The organism is Nonomuraea monospora (genome assembly GCF_039531895.1).
GTDB lineage: Bacteria > Actinomycetota > Actinomycetes > Streptosporangiales > Streptosporangiaceae > Nonomuraea > Nonomuraea monospora.
The window spans coordinates 1-22,021 of sequence record NZ_BAAAQX010000056.1; the positions used below are offsets into that span (position 1 = coordinate 1).

The 22,021-nt window shown below is 70.5% G+C and carries 23 protein-coding genes, 1 rRNA gene and 1 pseudogene; 14 read left to right on the forward strand and 11 right to left on the reverse strand.

Translation table 11 applies throughout. The features are described from left to right. Nucleotides 1-4 precede the first annotated feature (4 nt). Together rrf and ABD331_RS55970 are read left to right on the forward strand one after the other, a co-directional pair. Nucleotides 5-121 (forward strand): 5S ribosomal RNA (gene rrf, locus ABD331_RS55965). Nucleotides 122-225: 104 nt separating this feature from the next. Continuing rightward, entirely contained in the window at nt 226-1,173 is a 948-nt protein-coding gene (locus ABD331_RS55970; RefSeq protein ID WP_344494917.1) for a serine hydrolase, read from the forward strand. Here the strand turns inward: ABD331_RS55970 and ABD331_RS55975 are convergent. Genes ABD331_RS55975 through pstS form a run of 5 tightly spaced genes read right to left on the reverse strand, consistent with a single transcriptional unit; the run spans nt 1,142 to nt 5,633 of the window. After that, nucleotides 1,142-1,840, reverse strand: coding sequence for a winged helix-turn-helix transcriptional regulator (locus tag ABD331_RS55975; protein ID WP_344494919.1), 699 nt, complete (start codon nt 1,838-1,840; stop codon nt 1,142-1,144). The genes ABD331_RS55970 and ABD331_RS55975 overlap by 32 nt on opposite strands. A gap of 26 nt (nt 1,841-1,866) precedes the next feature. Next, nucleotides 1,867-2,646 carry a phosphate ABC transporter ATP-binding protein PstB gene (gene pstB / locus ABD331_RS55980; RefSeq protein WP_344494921.1) on the reverse strand — a complete coding sequence of 260 codons (780 nt, stop codon included), beginning with the start codon at nt 2,644-2,646 and terminating at the stop codon, nt 1,867-1,869. A gap of 15 nt (nt 2,647-2,661) precedes the next feature. After that, nucleotides 2,662-3,537 (reverse strand): phosphate ABC transporter permease PstA, encoded by an 876-nt coding sequence (gene pstA / locus ABD331_RS55985; protein WP_344494922.1) that lies wholly within the window; start codon nt 3,535-3,537, stop codon nt 2,662-2,664. Continuing rightward, nucleotides 3,534-4,514 (reverse strand): phosphate ABC transporter permease subunit PstC, encoded by a 981-nt coding sequence (gene pstC, locus ABD331_RS55990; RefSeq protein WP_344494924.1) that lies wholly within the window; start codon nt 4,512-4,514, stop codon nt 3,534-3,536. The genes pstA and pstC overlap by 4 nt, the downstream gene beginning before the upstream one ends. A gap of 6 nt (nt 4,515-4,520) precedes the next feature. Further along, on the reverse strand, nt 4,521-5,633 hold the full coding sequence (gene pstS / locus ABD331_RS55995; protein ID WP_344494926.1) for a phosphate ABC transporter substrate-binding protein PstS: 1,113 nt from the start codon (nt 5,631-5,633) through the stop codon (nt 4,521-4,523). Nucleotides 5,634-5,753: 120 nt separating this feature from the next. Here pstS and ABD331_RS56000 point away from each other — a divergent pair, with 120 nt between their 5' ends. Together ABD331_RS56000 and ABD331_RS56005 are read left to right on the forward strand one after the other, a co-directional pair. Next, entirely contained in the window at nt 5,754-6,236 is a 483-nt protein-coding gene (locus ABD331_RS56000) for a low molecular weight protein-tyrosine-phosphatase (RefSeq protein ID WP_344494929.1), read from the forward strand. Beyond that, nucleotides 6,223-7,011, forward strand: a complete 789-nt coding sequence (locus ABD331_RS56005; RefSeq protein WP_344494931.1) for a fructosamine kinase family protein — start codon at nt 6,223-6,225, stop codon at nt 7,009-7,011. Before ABD331_RS56000 ends, ABD331_RS56005 begins: the two co-directional genes overlap by 14 nt. Nucleotides 7,012-7,027: 16 nt before the next feature. Here the strand turns inward: ABD331_RS56005 and ABD331_RS56010 are convergent, their stop codons facing one another. Beyond that, the gene (locus ABD331_RS56010; RefSeq protein ID WP_344494933.1) at nt 7,028-7,858 is read right to left on the reverse strand and encodes a TetR/AcrR family transcriptional regulator; all 831 of its coding nucleotides are present in this window, start codon (nt 7,856-7,858) and stop codon (nt 7,028-7,030) included. Between the two features lie 60 nt (nt 7,859-7,918). On the opposite strand from ABD331_RS56010, the gene ABD331_RS56015 reads away from it, so the two are divergent. Further along, the gene (locus tag ABD331_RS56015) at nt 7,919-9,607 is read left to right on the forward strand and encodes a right-handed parallel beta-helix repeat-containing protein (protein ID WP_344494935.1); all 1,689 of its coding nucleotides are present in this window, start codon (nt 7,919-7,921) and stop codon (nt 9,605-9,607) included. Here the strand turns inward: ABD331_RS56015 and hisN are convergent. After that, a complete protein-coding gene (gene hisN, locus ABD331_RS56020; RefSeq protein ID WP_425566278.1) occupies nt 9,604-10,437 on the reverse strand; it encodes a histidinol-phosphatase in 834 nt (277 codons plus the stop codon). The two genes, ABD331_RS56015 and hisN, sit on opposite strands and share 4 nt — an antisense overlap. 63 nt (nt 10,438-10,500) lie before the next feature. Between hisN and ABD331_RS56025 the strand changes: the two genes are divergently transcribed. Then, entirely contained in the window at nt 10,501-10,947 is a 447-nt protein-coding gene (locus tag ABD331_RS56025) for a DUF4442 domain-containing protein (RefSeq protein WP_344494938.1), read from the forward strand. Between the two features lie 308 nt (nt 10,948-11,255). Here the strand turns inward: ABD331_RS56025 and rsgA are convergent. Together rsgA and aroA are read right to left on the reverse strand one after the other, a co-directional pair. Further along, nucleotides 11,256-12,287, reverse strand: a pseudogene (gene rsgA / locus ABD331_RS56030) (ribosome small subunit-dependent GTPase A); the annotation flags it as partial. A gap of 427 nt (nt 12,288-12,714) precedes the next feature. After that, nucleotides 12,715-14,100 (reverse strand): 3-phosphoshikimate 1-carboxyvinyltransferase, encoded by a 1,386-nt coding sequence (gene aroA, locus ABD331_RS56035; RefSeq protein ID WP_344494940.1) that lies wholly within the window; start codon nt 14,098-14,100, stop codon nt 12,715-12,717. 209 nt (nt 14,101-14,309) lie between these two features. Between aroA and ABD331_RS56040 the strand changes: the two genes are divergently transcribed. After that, the gene (locus ABD331_RS56040; RefSeq protein WP_344494942.1) at nt 14,310-15,056 is read left to right on the forward strand and encodes an SOS response-associated peptidase; all 747 of its coding nucleotides are present in this window, start codon (nt 14,310-14,312) and stop codon (nt 15,054-15,056) included. Nucleotides 15,057-15,212: 156 nt separating this feature from the next. Further along, the gene (locus tag ABD331_RS56045) at nt 15,213-15,545 is read left to right on the forward strand and encodes a TraR/DksA family transcriptional regulator (RefSeq protein ID WP_344494944.1); all 333 of its coding nucleotides are present in this window, start codon (nt 15,213-15,215) and stop codon (nt 15,543-15,545) included. A gap of 134 nt (nt 15,546-15,679) precedes the next feature. Here ABD331_RS56045 and ABD331_RS56050 read toward each other — a convergent pair whose 3' ends face one another. Next, nucleotides 15,680-16,423: a methyltransferase domain-containing protein gene (locus ABD331_RS56050; protein WP_185101009.1), complete on the reverse strand. Its 744-nt coding sequence runs from the start codon at nt 16,421-16,423 to the stop codon at nt 15,680-15,682. A gap of 233 nt (nt 16,424-16,656) precedes the next feature. On the opposite strand from ABD331_RS56050, the gene ABD331_RS56055 reads away from it, so the two are divergent. From ABD331_RS56055 to ABD331_RS56080, 6 genes are all read left to right on the forward strand, one after another. Further along, the gene (locus ABD331_RS56055; RefSeq protein WP_043624264.1) at nt 16,657-17,262 is read left to right on the forward strand and encodes a sigma-70 family RNA polymerase sigma factor; all 606 of its coding nucleotides are present in this window, start codon (nt 16,657-16,659) and stop codon (nt 17,260-17,262) included. After that, nucleotides 17,259-17,525 (forward strand): mycothiol system anti-sigma-R factor, encoded by a 267-nt coding sequence (gene rsrA, locus ABD331_RS56060; RefSeq protein ID WP_148442147.1) that lies wholly within the window; start codon nt 17,259-17,261, stop codon nt 17,523-17,525. Before ABD331_RS56055 ends, rsrA begins: the two co-directional genes overlap by 4 nt. A 10-nt stretch (nt 17,526-17,535) precedes the next feature. After that, nucleotides 17,536-18,477: an NAD-dependent epimerase/dehydratase family protein gene (locus tag ABD331_RS56065; protein ID WP_344494951.1), complete on the forward strand. Its 942-nt coding sequence runs from the start codon at nt 17,536-17,538 to the stop codon at nt 18,475-18,477. 221 nt (nt 18,478-18,698) lie between these two features. Further along, nucleotides 18,699-20,054, forward strand: a complete 1,356-nt coding sequence (locus ABD331_RS56070) for an HD-GYP domain-containing protein (RefSeq protein WP_344494953.1) — start codon at nt 18,699-18,701, stop codon at nt 20,052-20,054. Beyond that, nucleotides 20,051-21,346: an HD-GYP domain-containing protein gene (locus ABD331_RS56075; RefSeq protein WP_344494955.1), complete on the forward strand. Its 1,296-nt coding sequence runs from the start codon at nt 20,051-20,053 to the stop codon at nt 21,344-21,346. Before ABD331_RS56070 ends, ABD331_RS56075 begins: the two co-directional genes overlap by 4 nt. Before the next feature lie 16 nt (nt 21,347-21,362). Next, entirely contained in the window at nt 21,363-21,575 is a 213-nt protein-coding gene (locus tag ABD331_RS56080; RefSeq protein ID WP_344494957.1) for a biotin/lipoyl-binding carrier protein, read from the forward strand. Here the strand turns inward: ABD331_RS56080 and ABD331_RS56085 are convergent. Further along, on the reverse strand, nt 21,565-21,945 hold the full coding sequence (locus tag ABD331_RS56085) for a thioesterase family protein (RefSeq protein ID WP_344494959.1): 381 nt from the start codon (nt 21,943-21,945) through the stop codon (nt 21,565-21,567). The genes ABD331_RS56080 and ABD331_RS56085 overlap by 11 nt on opposite strands. Between the last annotated feature and the right edge of the window lie 76 nt (nt 21,946-22,021).

The window sequence follows — 22,021 nt, forward strand, 5'->3', positions numbered from 1 at the left end:
GGGTTACGGCGGTTATGGCGGGAAGGAAACACCCGGTTACATTCCGAACCCGGAAGTTAAGCTTCTCTGCGCCGATGGTACTGCACTCGGGAGGGTGTGGGAGAGTAGGTCACCGCCGGACAATCTTCAGATAAGGGCCCCGACCCCAACGCGTCGGGGCCCTTTCTTGTTTCGTTCTCGTTTCGCGTCTAGCGGTGGCTCGCGATTTTTCGTGATAATGCTGCAGTGATCGCGGTCGGGGCGAGAGCGATACCACGACTGATCATCGTGCTAGCCCTGGTCGCTCCGCTGCTGACGGCCAAGAACCAGGCGCCGGCCGAGGTCGGTGCCGCCACCGTGCCCTCTCCTGTCGCGGCGTCCACTGTGCGCCAGTCCGCGGCCGTTCAAGGGCTACGGCTGGCCGAGGAGAGCCTGAACAGCGAGACGGTGGTGAAGGTGCCGGCCAAGCGGATCTCCAAGCGGCTCGACGGCTTCCTGGCCGGCCGGCCTGGGGCGGTCGCGGCGATGGTGAAGGAGCTGGAGACCGGGCGGGTCTACCGGTACCACGCGGGCGAGCGGCTCATCACGGCCAGCACGGCCAAGGTGCAGATCCTCATGGCGTTGCTGCTGCGTACGCCGTGGAAGAAGCTTCCCGCGCAGGTGCGGCGCGACGCCGAGCAGATGATCCGCTACAGCGACAACCACGCGGCCGACCGGCTGTGGGTGCGGATCGGGGGCGCGGAGGGGTTCAGCGCGGCGGGGAAGGCGTTCGGGTTGAAGCACACCCGGGGCGTGCCGGGGAGCTGCGTCGACCTGTACTGCTGGGGCATCACGCAGACGTCCGTGGACGACCAGGTGCGGCTCATGCAGGCGCTGGTGTCCGGGAAGAGCCCGCTCAAGGCGGCGGAACGCGAGCAGGTGCTCAGGCTCATGGGCGCGGTCGTGGACGGCCAGGACTGGGGCGTCAGCGCCGCCGCGTGCCGGGGCGAACGGGTGGCGCTGAAGAACGGCTGGCTCAAGCGCGTCTCGAACAAGCTCTGGGCCACGATCAGCGTCGGGCTGATCAGAAGTGACGGGCGCGACTACGCCGTTGCCGTACTCACCGAGGGCAGCCCTGAGGTGGGGTACGGCATCGCGACGGTCGAAGGCGTGGCCGAGCGGATCATGCGTGACTTCCGGCGATGCCGGGCGTGACGAGCCGGTAGCCCACGCCGCGCACGGTCTGGATGAGCTGGTCGTCCTCGTCGCCCAGGCGGGCCCGCAGCCGCTTGACGTGCACCGCGATGGTGTTCGTCGAGGTGTTGGCGGCGGCGTGCCAGACGTGACGCATGATCTGCTCGCGGGTGACCGTGCGGTCGGCGTTGCGCATCAGGTACTGCAGCAGCTCGAACTCGCGCAACGGCAGGTGCACGGCCCGCCCGGCGACGCGTACCTGATAGGCCTGTACGTCCAGCTCGACCCCGCCCACGGCCAGCACCTTGCGGGACTCGGGCGAGGCCGCCTGGATGAACGGCAGCAGCTCAGGCACCCTGTAGGGTCTGGCCACGCAGGCGGCGGCGCCGGCCGCGAGCGCGCGTACGGCCTGCTCGGCGTGCCCCTCGCCGACGCCGAGCAGCACGGGCACGGCCCGGGCCCCCCGTACGGCGCGGACGAACTCGACCGCGTCGATGACCGGCAGCGTGGCCGAGACGAGAACCACGTCCGGCTGGAGGGCGCCTGCCTGCAGCAGCCCCTGCGCGCCGTCAGGGGCTCCGGTCACGGCCACGCCCTCGCGTTCGAGGGCCGTGGCCACGTCGTCCACGACGGAGTCGTCGGGGTCGGCGATGAGCAGTACGGGCTTGGTCCTCGTGTCCCCGTTCATCGTGGATGCCGCCTGCTGTCGGGTCATCAGCCGAAGCGCCCCGTGATGTAGTCCTCGGTCGCCTTCTGCGTCGGGTTGGTGAACATGCGCGACGTCTCGTCCATCTCGATGACCTTGCCGGGTTGCCCCTGCGCGGCCAGGTTGAAGAAGGCCGTGCGGTCGCTGACGCGGGCGGCCTGCTGCATGTTGTGGGTGACGATGACGATCGTGTACTGGTCCTTCAGCTTGGCCATCAGGTCCTCGATGGCCAGCGTGGAGATCGGGTCGAGGGCCGAGCACGGCTCGTCCATCAGCAGGACCTCGGGCTGCACCGCGATGGCGCGGGCGATGCACAGCCGCTGCTGCTGACCGCCGGACAGGCCGGCGCCGGGCTTGCTGAGGCGGTCCTTGACCTCGTTCCAGAGGTTGGCGCCCTTGAGGGAGGTCTCCACGATGCCGTCCAGCTCGGACCTGGCGATGCGGCCCCTGTTGAGGCGGAGGCCGGCGGCCACGTTCTCGTAGATCGACATCGTCGGGAACGGGTTGGGGCGCTGGAAGACCATGCCGATCGAGCGGCGCACGGAGACGGGCTCCACGGTGGGGGCGTAGAGGTCCTCGCCGTCGAGCAGCACCTTGCCCTCCACGCGCGCGCCGGGGATGACCTCGTGCATGCGGTTGAGCGTGCGCAGGAAGGTCGACTTGCCGCACCCGGAAGGGCCGATGAAAGCGGTGATCGAGCGGGGCTCGATGGTCATGGACACGTCCTCGATCGCCTTGTGCGACCCGTAGTACGCGTCCAGCCCCGAGACCTGGATCTGCTTGGACATTGTGGCGGTTTCCCCCTATCGGCCCCTGGCAGGCGAGCGCCACCAGGCGATCAGGCGCGCCACCAGGTTGAGCAGCATGACGATCAGGATGAGCGTGAGCGCTCCGGTCCACGCCCGGTCGATGGCGGTGTCGTTCGGACGGGCCGCCTGGTCGAAGACGAAGAGCGGAAGACCCATCTGCGGCCCGGTGAACGGGTCGTTGTTGATGGAGTTGGTGAAGAACACCGTCATCAGCAGCGGCGCCGTCTCGCCGGCGACGCGGGCCACGGCCAGCATGACGCCGGTGACGATGCCGGTGAACGCGGTCGGCAGCACGACCTTGACGATGGTGCGCCACTTCGGCACGCCCAGCGCGTACGACGCCTCACGCAGGTCGCCCGGGACCAGGCGGAGCATCTCCTCGGCGGATCGCACGACCGTCGGCATCATCAGGATGGACAGCGCCATCGCGCCCGCCCAGCCGGAGTAGTCGAAGCCGAGGAAGAGGATCCAGAACGCGAGGATGAACAGGCCCGCAACGACGGAAGGGACGCCGGTCATGACGTCCACGAAGAAGCTGATCGAGCGGCTCAGCCGGCCGTTGCGGCCGTACTCGACCAGGTAGATGGCGGTGAGCAGGCCGATGGGCACCGAGATGACGGAGGCCAGCAGCACCTGCTGGAGTGTGCCGATGATGGCGTGGTAGGCGCCGCCGTTGGCGTCCCTGGCGCCGATGCCGTTCATGGAGTGCGTCAGGAACTCCAGGTCGAAGCGCTCCAGGCCGTTGGAGATGACCAGCCAGAGCACGGAGACGAGGGGCACCACGGCCATCGCGAACGCCAGATAGACCAGGCCCTGGACGACCCGGTCCTTGATGCGGCGGCTGGTGGAGATGTGTTGGATCGTGGTCATGCGCCGGCCCTCGCGTACTCCTTGCGACGGTTGATCACGAACCGAGCGGCCATGTTGACCAGCAGCGTGATGATGAACAGCACCAGACCGGACGCGATCAGGGCGCCCCGGCCGATGTCGTTGGCCTCGGCGAAGCCGTTGGCGATGTTCGCGGCGATGCTGTTGGCGTTCGGGGTGAGGATCTGGAAGCTGATCTCGAACGTGGCGGGGAAGATCAGCGCGACCGCGATGGTCTCGCCCATGGCGCGGCCGAGGCCGAGCATGGCGGCGCTGATGACGCCGGGGCGGCCGAACGGCAGCACGGCCATTCTGATCATTTCCCAGCGGGTCGCGCCGAGCGCGAGCGCCGCCTCCTCGTTCATCTTCGGCGCCTGGAGGAACACCTCGCGCGAGATGGCCGCGATGATCGGCAGGATCATGATGGCCAGCACGATCGCGCCGGCGAGCATGGTCTTGCCGCCGATGATGCCGTCGCCGGCGAACAGCGGGAACCAGCCGAGGTTCTCGTTGAGCCACTGCGACGGGGTGCGCAGCAGCGGCACCAGGAACGCCACGCCCCACAGGCCGTACACCACGCTGGGCACGGCGGCGAGCAGGTCGATCAGGTAGCCGAGCGGGGCGGCCAGCTTGCGCGGCGCGTAGTGGGAGATGAACAGGGCCACGCCGACCGCGATCGGGGTCGCGATGATCAGCGCGAGCAGGGAGCTGAGCACGGTGCCGAACGCCAGGGCGGCGATGCCGAACTCGCGGCTGGCGTTGGGCTCCCAGGTCAGCTCGGAGAAGAAGTTGGCCTTGTTCGCCTGAAGGGCCGGGATCGCCTCGCTGATGAGGAACACGGCGATGGCCGCCATGATCGCCAGCAGGGTGACGCCGGCCGCGGTCGACAGGAAACGGAAAGGCGCTTCACCGCGGCTGCGCCGCGAGGCGGGCCGGCTCGTGGCCGGCCCGCCGTCACGGGTCTGTACGTTGGTCGCCATGGGGGATTAGGAGATCGCCTCGACCGCGGTCCGGACCTTGGTCAGCAGCCCGCCCGAGAGCGGGGCGTAGCCCAGCTCCTTGAGCGCCGCCTGGCCCTCGTCGCTGGAGGTGTACTGGAGGAAGGACTTGACGACCTTGGCCTCCTCGGCCGGCAGGCCCTTCTCGCAGGTGATCTCGTAGGTCACCAGGACGATCGGGTAGGCGCCCGCGGTCTTGGTGGCGTAGTCGATCGACAGGGCGAGGTCGTTGCCGGTGCCCTTGACCTCGGCGGTCTCGACCGTCTTGGCCGCGCTCTCCGGGGTGAGCTCGACGAACTCGCCGGCGCCGTTGGCGACCTTGGCCTTCTGCAGCGAGGAGTTCTCGGCGTAGGAGAGCTCGACGTAGCTGATCGCGCCCTCGGTGTCCTTGACGGAGGAGGCGATGCCGTCGGAGCCCTTGGAGCCCTGGCCCTTGGCCTCCGCCGGCCACGCCTTGGCGGGCTCGTACGGCCACTCGGCGGTGGCCTTGAGGAACTTCGTGAAGTTGTCGCTGGTGCCCGACTCGTCCGAGCGGTGGAAGGCCTGGATCGGGGTGGAGGGCAGCGTCGCGTCGGGGTTGTCGGCCTTGATGGCGGCGTCGTCCCACTTGGTGATCGTGCTGTTGAAGATGCCGCCGAGCGTCTTGGGCGACAGCTGCAGGCCCTCGACGCCGGGCAGGTTGTAGACGACCGCGACCGGGCCGGTCACCATCGGGATGTTGATGGCGTTGCCGGTCTTGCACCGGGCGTTGGCCTGGGTCGGCTCGTCCTCCTTCAGCGCCGAGTCGGAGCCGGCGAAGGACACCGTGCCCTGGATGAACGCCTGCACGCCCGCGCCCGAGCCGCTGGGCTGGTAGTTCAGGGTGACACCAGGGTTCGTGGCCGTGAAGTTCTTCGTCCACTCGGTGATCGCGTTGGCCTGGGCCGAGGAGCCCGCGGCGTTGATCGTGCCACTCAGGCCACCGTTGTCGTTGCCCGCGGCGGGTGCGCTGGCGCCGGCGGAGCTGGTGCTCCCGGCGCCGGTGTTGTTGTCTGTGCCGCACGCAGCGAGCGAGAGCGCGCCGACGACGGCGACGGCGGCGAGCCGGCCTGCATACTTCACGGTTGGGTTCCTCCCACTTGGTCCTTAGTCGCCATGAAGGTATGCAGTGAAGGTGACTCAGACCCCCTATCGAGGGTGAACGTTCGGTGAACGCACCAGGTCACCCTCATGATGGGGGCTATGACTTATCGCGTATGCGTGGTGTGCATGGGGAACATCTGCCGATCGCCGATGGCCGAGGTCGTCCTCCGTCAGACGCTCGCCGACCGCGGCCTGGCCGAGCGTGTCGTCGTCGAGAGCGCAGGGACGGGCGGGTGGCACGTCGGCGATCCGATGGACGAACGGGCGCTGGAGATCCTCGCCGATCATGGCTACGACGGGTCCACGCACCGGGCCCGGCAGTTCACCAAGGACTGGTTCGACCGCTACGACCTCGTCCTCGCCATGGACAGGGACAACCTGTCCAACCTCCGCCGGCTGGCGCCCGCCGGGGTGGAGGTGCGGCTGTTCCGCTCGTTCGACCTCGCGGCGCCGGACGGGGCCGAGGTGCCCGATCCGTACTACGGGGGCCGGGAGGGGTTCGAGGAGGTGTTGGGGCTCGTCGAGGCCGCGGCCGAGGGGGTCGCCAAGCACGTCGCCGGCGCGCTCGATGAGATTCACTGAGGAGCTCGGCTCGTCGCACGGCCGGCGGCTGCGGCGGGGCGTGCTGGACGACGGGCGCGAGGTGTTCGCCAAGAGCGGCGACGCCGCCCCGGAGCTGTTCGCCTCCGAGGCCGCGGGCCTGCGCTGGCTGGGCGAGGCCGCCACGGTGCCCGAGGTGATCGAGGTGCGGCCCGACCGGCTCGTGCTGTCCTGGGTACGCCAGGAGCGGCCCGGCGCGGCGGCGGCCGAGCGGTTCGGGCGGTCGCTGGCGCGGCTGCACCGGGCCGGGGCGCCCGCGTTCGGGGCGCCGTGGGCCGGGTTCATCGCCGAGCTGCCGATGGACAACTCGCCGTGCGACGACTGGCCCGCCTTCTACGGTGAACGGCGGGTGTTGCCGTTCCTGCGGGTCGCCGGGTTGCCCGCGGCCGAGGTCGCGCTGGTGGAGCGGGCCGTGGGGCGGATCGGGGAGGTGGCCGGGCCTGCTGAGCCGGTCGCGCGGATCCATGGGGATCTGTGGAGCGGGAACGTGCTGTGGGCCGGTGGGGGCGGGGTGCTGATCGATCCGGCCGCGCATGGGGGGCATCGGGAGACGGATCTGGCGATGTTGCAGTTGTTCGGGCTGCCGTATCTGGATCGGGTGATGGGGGCCTATCGGGAGGAGTGGCCGCTGGCGGAGGGGTGGCGGGAGCGGGTGCCGCTGCATCAGCTTCATCCGCTGCTGGTGCATGTGGTGCTGTACGGCGGGGGTTATCGGGAGAGCTTGATGGGGGCGGTGCGGCGGGTGCTGGCGCTCTGACGGGCTGCTTTCAGGTTCAGGTCGCAGTGCGCTTGCGGTAGGCGCGTTGCTGGCACGCGCGTGAGCAGTACACGCGGGGACGGCCTGACGCGGCGGGCTCCAGTGCCTTGCCGCACTCCCTGCATGTTTCATCACGGGATTCGTCACGTTCTTGGACGAGGGCCTCGATGCCGTCCAGGAGGCGGCGCAGACCGAATTCGAAGGAGTCCTCGGGCTGGTCCCAGCCGCCGGACTCCCACAGGTGGGTGATCGCGGGGTAGCGGTCGAGGCGTTCGTACAGGCTGTCGCGGCCGCCCCACCACTCCTCCTCGGACACCCCGCTGCGGCGCTCCTCGCGCTGCCTCTCGACCAGCACCAGCGCCTCCGCGTCCACGAACCGGCCGAGCAGGCCGATGGTCGCGATCACCTCGGACGGCCTGAGCGCGGTGCCCGTGAGCGTGGCGAGCATCTCGTCGTAGCGGGCGACGCCGTGCGGGCCCGGCAGGTGGCGGGTGCCGCGCACCTCGGCCAGCCACGGGTGCCGCTTGCGGATCTCCCACGCCTGCCTGGCGATCGCCTCCAGCCTGGCCCGCCACCCCTCCTCCTGCGGCGGGGCCGGCGGGTGCTCGCCCATCACCTCGTCGCTCATCAGATCGACGAGCTGGTCGCGGCCGGGCACGTGGCGGTAGAGCGACATGGTCGTGTAGCCCAGCCGGTCGGCGACCTTGCGCATGGACAGGCCCTCCAGGCCCTCGGCGTCGGCCAGCTCGACCGCGGCGCGCACGATCCTGGCCACGCTCAGCCCGGGCCGCGGCTCGGGCTCCTCCTCGTGCCACAGCAACTCGACGGGGTCCTGGCTTGTTGGCATGCCTCCTAGTTTATGGTGTACTCCTCTGTGTACGGCATATACAAGGCGGAGGTGGTTGAGATGTTCCATGTGTCTCCCGAGGGCGACGACTCCTGGGAGGGCTCCGCGACGCGTCCGTTCCTGACGCTGGAGCGCGCCCGGTCCGCGGCCCGCGAGGCCGCCGGCGACGTCGTCGTACGGCTGAGGGGCGGCGTGCACGTGCTGACCCGGCCGTTCGAGCTCACGGAGGCCGACTCGGGGACGGTCTACGAGGCCTACGGCTACGGGACCGCCGAGCAGGAGGAGCCGGTGGTGAGCGGCGGCCGGCCGATCAAGGAGTGGCGGGAGCGGGACGGCGTCTGGCTGGCCGGCGTCGGCGACCTGGAGTTCCGCCAGCTCTACGTGGACGGCCGCCGGGCCGCCCGCGCCGCCGTCCCCGGGCTGCCGGGGGCGGCGGAGGCGACCGCGACCGGATACGTCACGGACAGCGCGGAGCCGCTCGGGTGGCGGAACGCCGAGTTCGTCCACCGGGGCGTCTACCCCTGGACGGAGGCGCGGCTGGCGATGGCCGGAGCCTCGGCCGACGGGGGCAGGACGGTGATCACGATGGCCGAGCCCGGGTTCGGGCGGGCCGTCGAGCTGTACAACTCCACGTGGGAGGGCAACACCTCGCGCGGGCCCGGGCTGCCGACGGCGATCGAGAACGATCCGGCGTTCCTGCGCGAGCCGGGCACCTTCGTGCTCGACCGGTCGCGGCCGGGGGATCACGTGCTGATGTACCTGCCGCTGCCCGGCGAGGATCCGGCGCGGACGGTCGTGATCGCGCCGGTCCTGGAGACGCTGGTGCGGGTCGCGGGGGCGCGGGAGGTGGCGTTCAAGGGGCTGGTGTTCGCGGACGCCACCTGGTCGCGGCCGAACCGTCCCGAGGGGTTCGTGCACTACCACGGGAGCGGCTACTACGAGGGTGGCGGCGTCGAGACGGCCGTCCTGGGAGAGGGCGCCAGCGTGACGTTTCCTCGGGATTCCGTCACGGTCCCGGCCTGTGTGCGGTTCGAGGACACGGTGGGGGCGGCGGTCGAGGGCTGCCGGTTCACCCGGCTCGGGGCGTCAGGGCTGGGCGTGTCCGGGGGCGAAGGGCTGAGCGTGCGCGGCTGCGAGTTCGACACGCTGTCCGCCGGCGGCATCGTGGTGTCCGGCAGCCGGGCGACCACCCTGGAGGACAACCGGGTGCGGCGGATCGGGCTGGAGTTCAGCGGGTCGCCGGGGATCGCCGTCACCGGCACGCGGGGCTGCGTCGTCGCGCACAACGAGGTCCGTGAGGTGCCGCACTGCGGCATCGTCGCCGGGACGGGCGAGGGCATCCGGATCCTGCGCAACCTCACCGTGGACACCATGCAGGTGCTCGCAGACGGGGGCGGGGTGTACCTGAGCGGGCCGCAGGGCGAGGGGGCCGAGGTGCGGGGGAACGTGATCACGGACACGCGCACGCCGTACAACTTCGGGCTCTACCTCGACTACGGGGCCAGCGGGGTGACGGTCGAGGAGAACGTCGTCATGCGCGCCGACAACACGTCCGTCCTGCACGTGGGGCCGCCGCTGGAGGACGTCGTCTTCCGGGGCAACTTCTGGGACGCCGACCCGGTCGGGCACGACGACCCGCCGGGCGGGGTCACGTACGAGGGGAACGTGACCATCAAGGATGAACGGGAGCTGAACGCCGCGACCGAGGCCATCCGGTCGCGGGCGGGTCTGCTGCGGCCCCGTGGCTAGCTTCTGATCGAGGTGCCGTTGAGGCGGTTGATCACCTCGTCGTGCAGGACGCCGTTCGTGCAGACGAGGCTGCCGCCCTCCAGGCCCTTCACGCCGGCGGTGTCGGTCCAGACGCCGCCGGCCTCCTCGACGATCACGGTGAGCGCGGCCATGTCCCAGGGGGACAGCTCCGGCTCGGCCGACAGGTCCGCCGAGCCCTCGGCGACCATCATGTGCGACCAGAAGTCGCCGTAGGCGCGGGTGCGCCAGCAGGCGCGGCTCAGGTCGAGGAAGTTGTCGAGCTTGCCGCGCTTCTCCCAGCCGCCGAAGCTCGAGTACGAGAACGAGGCGTCCTCCAGCGCGGACACCGACGACACCCGCATGCGGGACGCCTTGGTCAGGCTCTTGCCCGTCCACGCGCCGCCCTCGGTCGCCGCCCACCAGCGTCGGCCGAGCGCGGGCGCCGACACCAGGCCGACCACGACCTTGCCGTACTCCATGAGCGCGATCAGCGTGGCCCAGACCGGCACGCCGCGCACGTAGTTCTTGGTGCCGTCGATGGGGTCGATGATCCACGACCGGGCGCCCCAGCCGGTCTTGCCGAACTCCTCGCCCACCACCGCGTCGCGGGGTCTGGCACGGCGCAGCGTGCCCCGGATGGCCTCCTCCACCGCGCGGTCGGCGTCGCTGACCGGCGTCAGATCGGGCTTGGTCTCGACCTTGAGGTCGACCGCCTTGAACCGTCGCATGGTCAGGTCATCGGCGGCGTCCGCCATGACATGCGCGAGACGAAGATCATCGTTATAACCCTGCACGATCGCCCACGCTACCGTGTCGGGTATACAGAACATCAGTCACTAACGCCCCTTTTCTGGTAACTCGCGTTCCAGTTACTGGCCAGTAGCATGTGCAGTATGTCGGTAGATGTCGGTGACTTGCTGCTGGATACAGTTCCGTTTGCCCGGACTCTGGGGATCGTCTTCGAATCGGTGGCTGATGGGCGGGCGGTCTGCCGCGTACCGGACCGTCCGGAATTCAGGAACCACGTGTCGGGGCCGCACGCGGGGGTGCTCTTCACGCTCGCCGAGTCCGCGTCGGGGGCCGCTGTGCTGTCGGCGCTGGGGGATCAGCTCGAACGGGCTGTGCCGTTGCCCACCACGGCCACCATCGAGTACCGGAAGGTGGCGGTGGGGGAGGTCCGGGCTGAGGCTCGGGTGCTGGGGGTGCGGGAGGAGATCGTGGCGGCGCTGGACGCGGGGGAGCGGCCGGTGTTCGACGTGGGGGTGGAGATCACGAACGGTGAGGGTGTCGTGGTGTCCGCTCTGACCGTCACCTGGACGCTCCGGCCTCATCGGCCCTGAGGGTTACGGCGTCCGACCTGGGACGTTGCCGTGCCGCCCCCGCCCCCCGTGGCCCCGTCCGCAGCGCCCCGGCAGCGGGCGGCAGGGGCGGCGGGCGGGGGTCAGGAGGCGTCGTGCTGGACGGGCTCGCGGTGGGGCGGGGACGCGTCGTCCTCGGTCTCGTCGTCTGCCGTCTCGTCGTCTGTGGCGTCGTCGTAGTCGGGGCCGGGCGTGTCGTCTGCGGCGTCGTCTGCAGGGTCGTCTGCGCTGTCGTCGCTCCGGAGCCCTGACGACTCGTCCTGGGCGCCTTCACGGCGCGACCCCGACGGGTCGTCCGGGGTGCCCTCGCGGCTGGCGAGCAGGCGGCGCAGCGACTCCAGCCGCGCCGGATCGGCCTTGCCCGCCGCCACCCACGCGTCCAGCGCGCAGTCCTCATCCAGGTGCGCGCACCCCTTGGGACAGTCGACCGTGCCCTCCACCAGGTCGGGGAAGGCCGCCAGCACCGTCTCCACCGACACGTGCGCCAGGCCGAAGCTCCGCACGCCGGGCGTGTCGATGATCCAGCCGCCCTCCGGCAGCTCCAGGGCCACGGCCGAGGTGGAGGTGTGGCGGCCACGGCCGGTGACGGCGTTGACGTGCGAGACCGCACGGTTGGCGTCGGGCACCAGTGCGTTGACCAGCGTCGACTTGCCGACGCCTGAATGACCCACCAGGACGCTGATGCGGCCGGCCAGGTGGTCGCGCAGCTCGTCCAGTGAGCCGCCCTTGTGGACCACCACGTGCTGCACGCCCAGCGGCTCGTAGAGCGCCACCAGCTCGTCGGGCGGCGCGAGGTCGGACTTGGTGAGGCAGAGCAGGGTGTCGATCTCGGCGTCGAACGCCGCCACCAGGATCCGGTCGATCATGCGGGGGCGCGGCGGCGGGTCCGCCAGGGCGGTGACGATGACGAGCTGGTCGGCGTTGGCCACGACCGGACGTTCGATGCCGTCGGTGTCGTCCGTGTCGTCGGCCGAGCGGCGCAGCATCGACGTGCGCGGCTCCACGCGTACGACCCTGGCCAGCGTGTCGGGGCGGCCGGAGACGTCTCCCACCAGAGCCACCCTGTCTCCCACGACGATGCCCTTGCGGCCCAGCTCGCGCGCCTTCATGGCGACCACGAGCCGGCGTTGCGGCGGCTTGCGTTTCTGGGCCGACCCCTTCGGGCGTTCCGGCTCGACCAGCGTCGTGTAGCGGCCACGGTCGACCGCCACCACGAACCCTTCCACGGCGTCCTCGTGCGCAGGACGAATGCGGGTCCTCGGGCGGGAACCCTTGCCCGGCCTGACCCGTACGTCGTCCTCGTCGTATTCCCGCTTTCTCAGCGGTCCGCTCCCATGCGCTCGCTTCCCCTCTGTCCTTGTGGTGGTCGTGATGCTTGTGCTGCCCGCGTGTGATGGTGACGGCCGTGCCGCGAGGCGAGGCTGTCGCGTCGGCCCGGCTCACCTGTGCCGCCGCCGGGCGAGGGGCGGCCCGCGTGGCGCCGCCGCACGGGGCTCGCGAAGGGACGGCACGTGCGGGCGGTGCTCACCGTATGCGTGTATGTGTAGCCGGTGTGAATGCTGCGGACGCCACCCTGGCCTGGACGGGTGGCGGTGTCGTGCTGGTGGATCTCTCGGTCGCCATGCGGGCAGCGCGCTGTCACGTGCCGCCCTTCTCCGAAGTGCCCGGCGTGCCCCGGGCGAAACCAGCCGCCGGGAGACGTTGCCGGGCTGCCGGCACCACCGGTCAGCGGGGTCTGGGCGTCGCCGGTCATCGGGATTCCAGCATCGCCGTCCACATCTGGACGAACTCCGGCAGGGTCTTGGCGGTCGTCGCGATGTTCTCCACCCGCACCTCAGGCACCGCCAGGCCGATCACCGCGCCGGCCGTGGCCATGCGGTGGTCGTCGTAGCTGTGGAAGGTGCCGCCGTGCAGCGGGCGGGGGCGGATGATCAGGCCGTCTTCGGTCTCCTCCGCGTCGCCGCCGAGGCGGTTGATCTCGGTGGCGAGTGCGGCGAGGCGGTCGGTCTCGTGGCCGCGCAGGTGGGCGACGCCGCGGATGCGGCTCGGGGTGGAGGCCAGCGCCGCCAGGGCGGCGATCGTCGGGGTCAGCTCGCCCACGTCGCGCAGGTCGGCGTCGATGCCGGAGACCCGGCCCGTGCCCGTGACCACCAGATCGGCGGTGCCAGGCACCAGATCGGCGGTGCCAGGCCCGGTCGGGTCGGAGGCGCCGGGCCCGGTCAGGCCGGAAGCGGCGGGCCCCGCAGAGTCGGCTCCGGGCGCCGCCAGGCCGGGGGTGCGGGTGACCGTGGCGCCCATGGTGGTGAGCAGGTCGCGCAGGGCGTCGCCCGCCTGGGTGGTGCGCAGCGGCCAGGCGGGGATCGTGACCGTGCCGCCCGTCACCAGGGCCGCCGCCAGGAACGGGGCAGCGTTGGACAGGTCGGGCTCCACCGTCATGTCCCTGGCCGCGATCGGGCCGGGCTCCACCCGCCACACGTCGCGCTCGCCTGCATCGACCCGGACGCCCACCGCTCTGAGCATCTCCACGGTCATCTCGATGTGCGGCAGCGAGGGCACCGGCGGGCCCACGTGGCGGATCGTGATGCCCTTCTCGAAGCGCGCCGCCGCCAGCAGCAGACCGGAGACGAACTGCGACGAGCCGGACGCGTCGAGCGTGACCTCGCCGCCCGACAGCGGCCCGCTGATCGTGAACGGCAGCGCGTCGTTGTCGATCCTGGCGCCGAGCGAGCGCAGGGCGTCGAGGATGGGGCCCATGGGGCGCTTGCGGGCGTGCGGGTCGCCGTCGAAGGAGACGGGGCCGTCGGCCAGGGCGGCCACCGGAGGTACGAACCGCATGACCGTGCCGGCCAGGCCGACGTCCACGTGGCCGCCGCCGCGGATCGGGCCCGGGGTCACCTGCCAGTCGACGCCCGCCGAGGACTCCCGCATGGGCGTCAGCGTCGTGCCGAGGGCTCGCAGCGCCGCCACCATGAGGTCCGCGTCGCGGCTGCGCAGCGCCTGGCGCACGACACCGGGGCCGTCGGCGAGCGCGGCGAGGAGGAGCGCGCGGTTGGTCACCGATTTGGAGCCGGGCAGCGGGACGGTGGCGGTGACCGGGGCGGTCGCCGTCGGGGCGGGCCAGTGCGGTGCGGGCATGGTCAAAGACTACTGGCCGTGGCGGGGAGGGGTCACAGGCTGGAGACCTCCCATCCCGTGGCCAGGGGCGAGGACGTGGCAGAGGTGAAGGTCATGGGGACGGCGCTGCGGGAGCGGCATCCGGATCGGGTGACGTTCGTGCTCGGGACCGAGTTCTCGGTCGCCGCGGCGGGCATGCGGGTGCGGCCGTCACGTGGCAGTGTGGGGTCATGTGCGGTAGATACGCCTCGGCGCGCAAGAAGCATGAGCTGCTCGAGGAGTTCCAGGTCGAGCAGGACGGCGAGCCCGACAAGGAGCTCGGGGCCGACTACAACGTCGCGCCCACCAAGAACGTCTACGCCGTGCTGAGCCGCGTGCCCAAGGAGGCCGAGCGGGGAGTGCGGCAGCTCAAGATCGTGAAATGGGGCCTGGTGCCGCCGTGGGCCAAGGACCCGTCGATCGGCTCGCGGCTGATCAACGCCAGGGCCGAGACGCTGGCCGAGAAGCCGTCGTTCCGGCAGGCGTTCGCCAAGCGCAGGTGCCTGCTGCCGGCCGACGGTTACTTCGAGTGGATGCCCGTGGAGGGCGAAAAGAAGAAGAAGCAGCCGTACTTCATCCACCCGGCCGACGGCGGGGTGCTGGCGATGGCGGGCCTGTACGAGTTCTGGAAGGACCCGTCGCGCGACGACGACGATCCGCAGAAGTGGCTGGTGAGCTGCACCGTCATCACCACGAACGCGGAGGACCAGCTCGGCCGCATCCACGACAGGATGCCCATGATGATCGACCGCGATCACTGGTCGGAGTGGCTCGACCCCAAGCTCACCGACACCGAGCAGGCGGGGCGGCTGCTGGTGCCGGCGGAGCCGGGGCGGCTGACCGCGTACGCGGTGTCCACGGATGTCAACAACGTCCGGAACAATGGCCCGGACCTCATCAAACCTCTCCCTGAAGAGGAGGAAACCGCGCTTTTCTAAAGGTGTAAGAAGCGCGGTTAGTGGGCATCCGGTGAGGAAAGCGATGCATCCGTTTACTCGGTGTCACCGCCAGAAATGCCCCCTAAATTGCACCGGGCGGGACATCCGGGGAGTCCTAGCTGCGGGTTGCCCTCATTCACCCGGAGGTGCGGATTCGTGGACGTCACGACCGCTCGTGAGCGGCTGGAAGAAATGCTCGCGGAACTGGATCGTTCGATCGGGGTCCTCCAGGGCGACCCCGTCGCGGTGCGTGAGCACTCCGCGGCGGACGCCGGCTCTGACCTGACCGACGCCGACCGTGCCCAGGCCATGCTGACCGTGGCCACCGCCCAACGCCAGGCGATCATGGAGGCGATCAAGCGCATCGACGAAGGCGTGTACGGCAGGTGCGTCGACTGCGCCAGGCCGGTGCCGGAGGGGCGGTTGGAGGCCCGTCCGGAGGCCGCGCGCTGCGTGCAGTGCCAGGGCAAGCAGGAGCGCCGCCGCTGAGGACGTACCGGTCCGAGGAAGGACGCACGCCGCCGAACACGAAGAACGGCGGCGCGGTGACTACGGCGGGTCGCCCCTGAAAGGCCCTGAAGGCCCTGAAGGCCCTGAAGGCCCTGAAAGGCATCAAAAGGGCCCTAGGAGGGACGGCGGGCGCTGGCGACCAGGTGGATGCCCACCGTGTCGTCGTCGTTGGGCTGGGCTTCGAGCTCGGTGCGCACCAGGTAGTTGAGCGCCCGCGCGTCGGAGCTCAGCACGTGGTCGACGGTCGACGGCGACAGCACGGTGCGCGGGCGCATCCACTCGACCTCCAGCCCCGCCCCGATCAGCAGCTCGCGCAACTGCCCGCTGCTGAAGCAGCGCGTGATGCTGCCGTCGGGCCAGGGCACGAGCATGACCTCGCCGGTCTGCCGCAGGTGCTGCCACTGCTCCTGCTCGGCCAGGATCGCCATGCCGAGCACCAGCGAGTCGACGCAGACGAGCGCCCGGCCGCCGGGCCGCAGCACCCTGGCCACGTCGTTCATGGCGGACTCGGCCATCAGCTCGATCGACATGACGCGTTCCTCCGCGAGCACCGCGTCGACGCTCGCGTCGGGGAGGAAGGCCAGGTCGTCGGCGCGTACGTGGCGGACCCTGTCGGCGTCGCGCAGCCGGGACAGCCCGTCGGGGGTCCGGCGGAAGTCGAGCACCTCGATCACCCGGTGCCCCAGTCTGGCGGCCTGGCCGGACCATTTGCCCCGGCCGCCGGAGAGATCGAGGATCACGGAGGGTTCGCCGGGGAGCCATCGGTTGAGTTGTTCGGCGGCGACGGCGCGGTAGAAGGTCCAGTACGGCCCGAGCGTCCCTGAGCCGTTCAGTTCCTCGGCCGGAATGGGCAGCACACGCGACTCCTGGGTTCCGGAAAAAGGGCTACCAGCCGGTACGTATGACGTTCCCCGCACCGGGTCCTTCGTACCTTCTATCTTGCGGGAACAGACAAGGGCGCGGGCGTGTTGCGACGAGCATGCTCACATTGGTAGAACCCCAGCCCGCTGACCGGGTGGTCGCGGGCCAGCGGGTATCCTCCCCTGAGTACGGTGTTCCGCCACAGCCGGCCACCGGTGATCTTAGGGGGGTGGGTCCGGTGCCCGCGACAGGCGCGGAGACGCTGGAGCAGCGAAGCGAGCGATTCGAGCGCGACGTCATGCCGTATCTCGAGCAGCTCTACTCCGCCGCGCTCCGGATGACCCGAAATCCCGCGGACGCGGAGGACCTGCTTCAGGAGACCTTCGCCAAGGCGTTCGCGTCGTTCCACCAGTTCCAGCAGGGCACGAACCTCAAGGCGTGGCTCTACCGCATCCTGACCAACACCTTCATCAACAGCTACCGCAAGAAGCAGCGGGAGCCGAAGCAGTCGGGCACCGAGGAGATCGAGGACTGGCAGCTCGCGCGCGCCGAGTCGCACACCTCGAGCGGGTTGAAGTCGGCCGAGGTGGAGGCGCTGGAGCACCTGCCCGACGGCGACATCAAGCAGGCGCTGGCGGCCCTGCCCGAGGAGTTCAGGATCGCCGTCTACCTGGCCGACGTCGAAGGCTTCCCTTATAAGGAGATCGCCGACATCATGGGCACTCCGATCGGCACCGTTATGTCGAGGCTGCACAGAGGACGCAGGCAGCTCCGGGGCCTCCTTGAGGACTATGCTCGCGAGCGTGGCCTGGTCCCGGCGGAGGGATCGAAATGAGCTGTGGCAACCCGCACGACACCGACTGTCGCGAGGTCCTCGACAAGGTTTACACCTACCTCGACGGCGAGCTGACCGAGGGGGACGTCGCGGAGATCCGCGTGCACCTCGACGAGTGCAGCCCGTGCCTGAAGGAGTACGACCTCGACAAGGCGATCAAGGCTCTGGTGCACAAGCACTGCGGTTGCGACCCGGTCCCGGCGGACCTGCGTTCCAAGGTGCTGGCCCGGATCGCGCAGGTGAGGTCCGAGCTGGCGGACTAGGATCTCCTCCATGCGCGTTCTGGTCACCGGGGGTGCCGGCTTCATCGGTTCGAATCTCGTCGATCGCCTCCTGGCCGACGGGCACGAGGTGCACGTCGTGGACGACCTGTCGTCCGGCTCGCGTGACAACCTGCTGGAGGCCGCGCGCAGCGACCGGTTCCGGCTGCACGAGCTGGACATCAGGGATCCGGCGCTGGTCGGGCTGATGGCCGAGTTGCAGCCGGAGGTCGTCTGTCACCTGGCGGCCCAGATCAGCGTCCGCAAGAGCGTGACCGACCCGGCGCACGACGCCAGGCTCAACGTTGAGGGCACGGCGGCCGTGCTGAACGCCGCGCACGAGGGGCGCACCCGCAAGGTGGTGTTCGCCTCCTCGGTGGCCGTCTACGGCCGGCCGGCGACGATCCCGGTGCCCGGCGACGCGGCCACCGACCCGCGCTCGCCGTACGCCGCCTCCAAGCTCAGCGGCGAGATCTACCTCGCCACCTTCCGCGCGCTGTACGGCATCGAGTACACCACGCTGGTCCTGTCGAACGTGTACGGCCCGCGCCAGTCGCCCGAGGGCGAGGCGGGCGTGGTGGCGATCTTCACCGACGCCCTGCTCGCCGGCACGCCCACGGTCCTGTACGGCGACGGCACCCAGACCCGCGACTACATCTACGTCGGCGACGTGGTGGACGGCTTCGTCAGGGCGTGCGGTTCCGACGGCAACGGCCGCCGCTACAACCTCGGCACCGGCATTCAGACCACCGACCGGCGGCTGCACTCGCTGATCGCCGACGCGGCCGGCGCGCAGGACAAGCCCGGCTTCGCGCCGCCGCGCCTGGGCGACCTGCCGGCGATGGCGGTCGATCCGGTGCCCGCGCACGAGGGTCTCGGCTGGCAGCCGCGCACCGACCTGTCGACCGGGGTGAAGAAAACCGTCGAATGGGCCGCGAATCGTCGCGCCAAGTAGTGGCTTGATTACGCTTTGCTTGCGATTTCCGACTCCGCCCTTGCGACCACGCCAGGTTCTGTAGCGTGAACCCCATAAGTCGACGTGGAGGCATGTGGATGTCCAAGGTTACGGTCGCCCGGCTGCTCACGGCCATCGTGCTGATCACCCCGGTGATCATGATGATCGGCGGAGCGGTTCCTCCTGGGGTGTCCTGGACCTGATCGCCGTGGGGGGCCGCAATGCGTGAACTGCCGTGGCCCGCAAGGGTCTATCTGGTCGCCGTGATCGCCGCGGCGGCCGCTCTCGTCGTACGCGGCGTGGTCGTCTCCGGTGCGCCCGTGGCCACCGGCGACCTCGACATCCTCCTGGTGCTCGCGCTGCTGTTCCTGGTGTGCGAGTCGATGCCGACGCTGCTGAACGTGGAGCAGTTCGCGGTGTCGGTGAGCTTCTCCGCCTCGCTCGCCGCCGTGGTGCTGCTCGGCCCGGAGGGCGCGGCGCTGGTCGGCCTGACCGCCGTGCTGAGCGTGCGGCCTGGGCTGCCGCTGATCAAACGGCTCTTCAACGGCGCGCAGTTCGCCATCTGCGGCTTCGTCGCCGGGCAGGTCTACCGGGCGCTGCAGGGCCAGGTGGGCGTGCCGGAGGTGAACGCCTTCGACGACCTCATCGGCCCGTACGCCGCCGCCACGGCCGTCTTCGTGCCGCTCAACATCGCGCTCACGCTCACCATGGTCGGCCTGGCGACCCAGGTGCGGGCCACCGAGGTGCCGATGCGCGGCATGGCGCAGTTCCTGCTGTCCTACCTGGGTTACGGGACGTTCGGGCTGCTGGTGGCGGGCCTGTGGGCCACGGTGGCGTCGATCTCGGCGGTGCTGGTGCTGCTGCCGCTGTTCGTGGCGCGGTGGGCGTTCGGGCAGTACCACGCGCAGCAGCGCTCGTACGACGCCACGATCGCGGCCCTCTGCCAGGCCGTGGAGACGAAGGACTACTACACCAGGGGCCACTGCACGCGCGTCTCGCACGCCTCCTCCATGATCGCCCAGGAGGTCGGCATGGGGCTGGAGCGGGTGCGTGCCATCCGCTACGCGGGCATGCTGCACGACGTGGGCAAGCTCGGCGTGCCCACCAAGGTCCTGCAGAAGGACGGGCCGCTGACCGAGGAGGAGTTCGCCGCCATCCAGCTCCACCCGATGCGCGGGCTGGAGATCGTGCGGGGCATCGGCTTCCTGGACGAGGCGTACGCCGGGATCATGCACCACCACGAGAAGCACGACGGCACCGGCTACCCGATGGGGCTGGCGGGCGACGAGATCCCCGAGTTCGCCAAGGTGATCGCGGTGGCCGACGCGTTCGACTCGATGACCTCCGACCGTTCCTACCGCGGCGCCAGGCCCGTCCCCGAGGCCGTGGAGGAGCTGCGCAAGAGCGCGGGCACGCACTTCGACCCGGTGATGGTGGCGGCCTTCATCCGCGCGCTGGAGCGCGAGCCGTGGCAGCCGCCGCGCCGGGTCGACGAGCCGCCGCCCGACGCCGCGGAGGCGACGATCAAGGACCACGACGACCCGACGATGCCCATCCAGGTCGTGACCGGCTCATGATCACCACAGAGCGCGTCAGGCGCGCCTCCGGCCGCTCGCTGAACACGGTGCTGCGCCGCCTCGACTCCGGCCAGCTCCTGCTCATCAGCGCGGCCGGGCTGGTCGCGCTGGTGGGCGTGGCGCACACGGCGGCCGTCGGGCTGGAGCGGCCGGAGATCGCGGTCGGGTTCGGCGCGCTGATCGCGGTCGGCGAGCTGGCCAGGCTCACCATGCCGGGCAACAGGGAGGTCGCGCCGATCGGCGCCGCCGCCGCGCTGGGCTACACGCTGCTGCTCGACCTCAGCCAGACCCCGCTGGAGCACTCCGCGCTGCAGGTCGTGGCCGTGATCGCCGTGGGCATGACGGCGGGAGCGCTCCCGCACCTGGCGGTGGGCCGCCCGCCGCGCCTCGACGCGATGGCCAGGCGGCTGCTCACCGGCGCGCTGCTGGCCTTCGCCTTCCGGCCGCTGGCAACCCCGCTGTACGAGATGACGAAGCCGCCGACCAGCACGTGGTGGCCGGCGCTCGTGGTGATGGTCACCCTCATCGCGATCACCCTGCTGATCGACGTGCTGGTCGCCGCGCTGCTGCGCGCCGAGCAGGTGCGCACGGCGTTCAGGGTGGCCGTGCGCGACGAGATCAACATGGCCTTCCCGCTGGGCGCCGCGGTGGCCTCGTCGGGCGTGCTGCTCGCCCTGGCCACGCACAGCATGGACCTGGTGGCGCTGCTGGTGTTCGCGGCGCCGCTGCTGGTCACGCAGGTGGCCTTCCGCAAGTACGCCGGCATCAGGGCGACCTACCTGCAGACCGTCCGCGCGCTGTCGCGGGTCACCGAGGTGGGCGGTTATGTCGAGCCGGGGCACTCACGCCGGGTGAGCCGCCTGGCCGTGGCGATCGGCAGGGAGCTGGGCATGGCCGAGCCCGAGCTGCTGGAGCTGGAGTACGCCGCGCTGATGCACGACATCGGCCAGCTCTCGCTGCGCGACCCGATCCCCGGCGGTGCGACCGTGCTGACCGAGCCCGAGCAGGCCCGCCGCATCGCCGAGCTGGGCGCCGAGGTGATCAGGCAGACGGGCGTGCTCGACCGGGTGGCCGAGGTGGTCAGCAGGCAGTGCGACCCGATCACCGACGACCCGCCGCTGTCGAGCCGCATCATCAAGGTCGCCAACGCCTACGACGACCTGGTGGGCCCCTCGACCGACCGCGACCGCGGCGGAGCCGCGCTGGAGCGCATCCGGCTGTCGTCGGGCAGCGCGTACGATCCTCATGCGGTCGAGGCGCTGGCCCGGGTGATCGACCGCGGGCGCGTGTGAGACGAGGGGAGTCCCGGTGGCTGAGGTGCTTGCCGAGATGGTGGCCGGTGTCAGGAAGGTGATCGTCCAGGAGGGCGACACCGTCTCCGAGGGCGACACGCTGGTCATCCTGGAGTCCATGAAGATGGAGATCCCCGTGCTCTGCGAGGAGAGCGGCGTGGTCGCGCGGATCGGGGTCGCCGAGGGCGACACCGTGCAGGAGGGCGACCTGATCGCCGTCATCGAGTAGCGCGGGCGAGGAACTTGGCGCGATCGACCACGACGCGCTCGATGGTGCCCTTGCCGACCACGGTGTGCTGGTCGTGCGCCTCGAACGCGAAGACCAGCCGCCGCCCGTCCACCTCGGTCAGCTCCACGCCGACCTGGACGTGGGCGCCGAGCGGGCTGGCGGCCAGGTGTTCGAGCTCGACCCGGGTGCCGACGGACGTCTCGCCGGGCGCGAGATGCCGCTCGACGGCGCGTACGGTCGCCGCCTCCGCCAGCGCGAGCAGCCGGGGCGTGGCCAGCACGGGCACGTCGCCGCTGCCGATCCGCTTCGCGGTGTCCTCCATCTCGACCATGATGAGCAGTTGGGCACGGAGACCAGGCGTGAGCGTCATGTCACGAGCCTCTCATGAGGCCGCTGAGTTACCGGAAACGCGGACAAGTGAGGTCGTAAGGCCCCAGGATAGGCTT

Bases quoted from the DNA above. Each gene is read 5' to 3' on its own strand.
- ABD331_RS55975 (WP_344494919.1), bottom strand. From the start codon at position 1,840: ATGAACGGGGACACGAGGACCAAGCCCGTACTGCTCATCGCCGACCCC.
- pstB (WP_344494921.1), bottom strand. From the start codon at position 2,646: ATGTCCAAGCAGATCCAGGTCTCGGGGCTGGACGCGTACTACGGGTCG.
- pstA (WP_344494922.1), bottom strand. From the start codon at position 3,537: ATGACCACGATCCAACACATCTCCACCAGCCGCCGCATCAAGGACCGG.
- pstC (WP_344494924.1), bottom strand. From the start codon at position 4,514: ATGGCGACCAACGTACAGACCCGTGACGGCGGGCCGGCCACGAGCCGG.
- ABD331_RS56000 (WP_344494929.1), top strand. From the start codon at position 5,754: ATGACTTATCGCGTATGCGTGGTGTGCATGGGGAACATCTGCCGATCG.
- ABD331_RS56005 (WP_344494931.1), top strand. From the start codon at position 6,223: ATGAGATTCACTGAGGAGCTCGGCTCGTCGCACGGCCGGCGGCTGCGG.
- ABD331_RS56010 (WP_344494933.1), bottom strand. From the start codon at position 7,858: ATGCCAACAAGCCAGGACCCCGTCGAGTTGCTGTGGCACGAGGAGGAG.
- ABD331_RS56015 (WP_344494935.1), top strand. From the start codon at position 7,919: ATGTTCCATGTGTCTCCCGAGGGCGACGACTCCTGGGAGGGCTCCGCG.
- hisN (WP_425566278.1), bottom strand. From the start codon at position 10,437: ATGTTCTGTATACCCGACACGGTAGCGTGGGCGATCGTGCAGGGTTAT.
- ABD331_RS56025 (WP_344494938.1), top strand. From the start codon at position 10,501: ATGTCGGTAGATGTCGGTGACTTGCTGCTGGATACAGTTCCGTTTGCC.
- aroA (WP_344494940.1), bottom strand. From the start codon at position 14,100: ATGCCCGCACCGCACTGGCCCGCCCCGACGGCGACCGCCCCGGTCACC.
- ABD331_RS56040 (WP_344494942.1), top strand. From the start codon at position 14,310: ATGTGCGGTAGATACGCCTCGGCGCGCAAGAAGCATGAGCTGCTCGAG.
- rsrA (WP_148442147.1), top strand. From the start codon at position 17,259: ATGAGCTGTGGCAACCCGCACGACACCGACTGTCGCGAGGTCCTCGAC.
- ABD331_RS56065 (WP_344494951.1), top strand. From the start codon at position 17,536: ATGCGCGTTCTGGTCACCGGGGGTGCCGGCTTCATCGGTTCGAATCTC.
- ABD331_RS56070 (WP_344494953.1), top strand. From the start codon at position 18,699: ATGCGTGAACTGCCGTGGCCCGCAAGGGTCTATCTGGTCGCCGTGATC.
- ABD331_RS56075 (WP_344494955.1), top strand. From the start codon at position 20,051: ATGATCACCACAGAGCGCGTCAGGCGCGCCTCCGGCCGCTCGCTGAAC.
- ABD331_RS56085 (WP_344494959.1), bottom strand. From the start codon at position 21,945: ATGACGCTCACGCCTGGTCTCCGTGCCCAACTGCTCATCATGGTCGAG.